Genomic DNA, 2,780 nt, shown 5'->3' on the forward strand with positions numbered 1-2,780 from the left:
ATATTTTAGATACCAACGGATTGCCCATAAAATTACTACCCCATTAAAATGCTTATATTTAAAACTATTCATACATTTTTAAACTAAAATATTTAGCGCAAATACTAGATTTCAAAAACCTTATTGTCAATAGTTGCAACAGAGCCTAAACAGCCTATAGCCCTTTATTTATAAGGATTATTCAATTTACTGAAAAAAGCTTTAATATTTTTTGAAATGTTTTTTATAAAAATTAAAATGAATCTATTATAAGTTATTTTATATATTCCATTTAGGGAAATAAAAATCAAAAATGTTATTATCAATAATGAGAGATGAATTTTGTGATTGATAAAACTTTCCATAATGACTGTTAATAAAGGAACAAGGGTAGCTATATAAGCAAATTTCTCAGCACTGATTTTTATAATAGAAAACTGAGCGAAATATATAGGCAATATTAGATTAATAGCTGATAGTATTATTAGATCTAAGAGGTCTTCAGAATGTATATTAATTAGAAATATAGGGTCTTTTATTTGGAGAAAAAAAGTTAAAAGTAATAATAAATAAAATCTAATTGATAAAATATCTAAACTATTTAATTTACTTTTTTTAGATAAAACTTCTGAGCTTTTACTATATATAAAACACATAAATCCTGCTATTAACGGCAGTAGTAATCCTATAAAATTTAATTCTTTAAAAATCTCAGCAGTTATTAATAGAAATATAAATATCATTAAACTAGTTAATACCTTTTTTTCATATAATAATGCAGTTAGAGCTTCACAAATAAATAAAGCGGAAAGCATGTAACTAGGCGAAGTTTTAAATGTTCCCATATATGTTACATACCATAAGATAGCTAATGATAAAGACATTATTAACCAGAGTCTATGGTATTTAAAAATTGTGCTATGTGCGATAAAGAATCTCTTATAGTTGCTGACATTGAAAAAGATAAAACCAATAAATGAACTAAAAAAAAGAAAGAAATTTATATTATTTGTTTCACCTATTTGACTTAGAAAAACATAAGATAATGAAGTAAGAATGGCATATATCATAGCATATATATATCCAATAATGATTAACATCTTAAGAATTCTCCAGTTTCTTCTTTTTTATTTAGTAATCTAATGTCATTATTAATGATATGGGGAAAGCAGGATTTTAAAATAATAATACCTATTATTTCAGAAAGTTCTTTAGTGCAGTTTCCATATTGATTCTTCTTATTAAAAATACATAACTCATTATCTGCCTTCAAATCCTGTAATAATTCTTTTTTATTTATACTTTTATATTTCCCAATTTTATTGTTCAATATAAAAATAGTTGCATATGTATTGTTGTCTATTTCTTTTAAAGTATTTTTTTTATTTTCTAATAAATTTATAAATGCTATAACTTGATCTATTTTGTATAAAGATCTTTGAATTTTATTGAACGCACCTCCTAATCCAGAGATTCTTGGATTTAGCTCAATTAAATAGATGTTTTCATCATTAATCATAATTTCAAGATGAGATAATCCCGTTTTAACTCCTAAGGCATTAATTATAGATATAGAATAGTTCTTTATTTTTTCAGTGATGGTTGAATTAATATTAATATTCTCTATATAATTATATTCAAAAATACCATTTATAAGAGTTTTTTTATATTGAGCGATGCCTGTAATAACATGTTGACCATCATAAGAAGAAATATCAATTAAAAATTCATTTCCATATACTCTTTCCTGTAACACGTATTCAGGAGAGTTAGTTTTAATTAAAAAATGTTCGTTATTTTCAAAATATTTCTTAATTTCTTCACTATTTTTTGGAGAAAATACTCCTATAGATCCACCTGCATTTATTGATGGTTTTATAACTATATTACGATTGTGTTTATTAAAAAAGCTAATCGAAGTATCTATAAGATTACTTAAGTTTGTGCCTTTTATCCTTTTCTGTTTAATTGAATTTATACCTCGACTAGAAAGAGAATTCTGCATATCAAATTTATTAAACCTTACAGATGAATTGTTAATATGGTTAGCAGTTTCAGGAAACAATATATTAAATATTTTATCAGCATATTCTACACTAATTTCATCTCCATAAATTCCAGTTATAATATTATATTTTGATGATAATAATTTAATTTTTTTAATATCATTATCAATATTCTTTTTACTAAAAATAGTAATATTTTGATTAGCTTTTTCGTCTTTAATAAGGCTCTTTGCTGAAAGATAAGTAAATATTTGTATAATACAATATCCTAGTTCATTGATAGATTTTTTTAAATAATCGCTAGAGACGACGGGATCTATAACAATAATAGCTTTTTTCATGTATGCTTGCCTTTTTGTTATCTTTATTATTTATAGGACAATCAAAGATTTTATACTAATACAGTAAATTTAAGCATTGCTTTATAAAAAATAAAAGAGAGCTATGGCATATTTATCAATATGATTAATTAATTAAAGTACTCGAGAACAATAAATTTTATTTAAATTATTAGAAATATTGAGAACAAATTTAAAGAAATTCTTTAACATAAGGGGTAAAATTCATTTTATAGAGTTTAGTATAGATGTTATAAGGAAAAATAAGTTAAAACAATTTTCTAAAGCAGCAATTATACTCTCTATAACAAAAAGTAAAATAGCGAATTTAATAAATTTAGGGAGTCTATCATGGTTAAAAAAATATTAGGAATATTTACGGTTCTGTTGCAACTATTAGAAATGACCTAAAGATAAAGGTTTAACTTTTCATTAGATACAGTTAGGGCTATAGACA

General features: G+C 23.6%; 2 protein-coding genes. Both read right to left on the bottom strand.

Going from position 1 to position 2,780, the window contains the following annotated elements; translation table 11 throughout:
* Positions 1–164: 164 nt before the first annotated feature.
* Positions 165–824, bottom strand: a complete 660-nt coding sequence (locus AB8E56_RS11480; RefSeq protein WP_329481239.1) for an EamA family transporter — start codon at positions 822–824, stop codon at positions 165–167.
* A 248-nt stretch (positions 825–1,072) separates the two neighbouring features.
* Positions 1,073–2,326: an ATP-grasp domain-containing protein gene (locus AB8E56_RS11485; RefSeq protein WP_329481241.1), complete on the bottom strand. Its 1,254-nt coding sequence runs from the start codon at positions 2,324–2,326 to the stop codon at positions 1,073–1,075.
* Positions 2,327–2,780: the final 454 nt, after the last annotated feature.

The sequence above is a fragment of the Francisella sp. 19X1-34 genome (assembly GCF_041102755.1).
Lineage (GTDB): Bacteria > Pseudomonadota > Gammaproteobacteria > Francisellales > Francisellaceae > Francisella.

What these genes read in the sequence shown, in the direction of transcription:
- AB8E56_RS11485 (WP_329481241.1), bottom strand. Translation starts at nt 2,326, where the DNA reads ATGAAAAAAGCTATTATTGTTATAGATCCCGTCGTCTCTAGCGATTAT.
- AB8E56_RS11480 (WP_329481239.1), bottom strand. Translation starts at nt 824, where the DNA reads ATGGGAACATTTAAAACTTCGCCTAGTTACATGCTTTCCGCTTTATTT.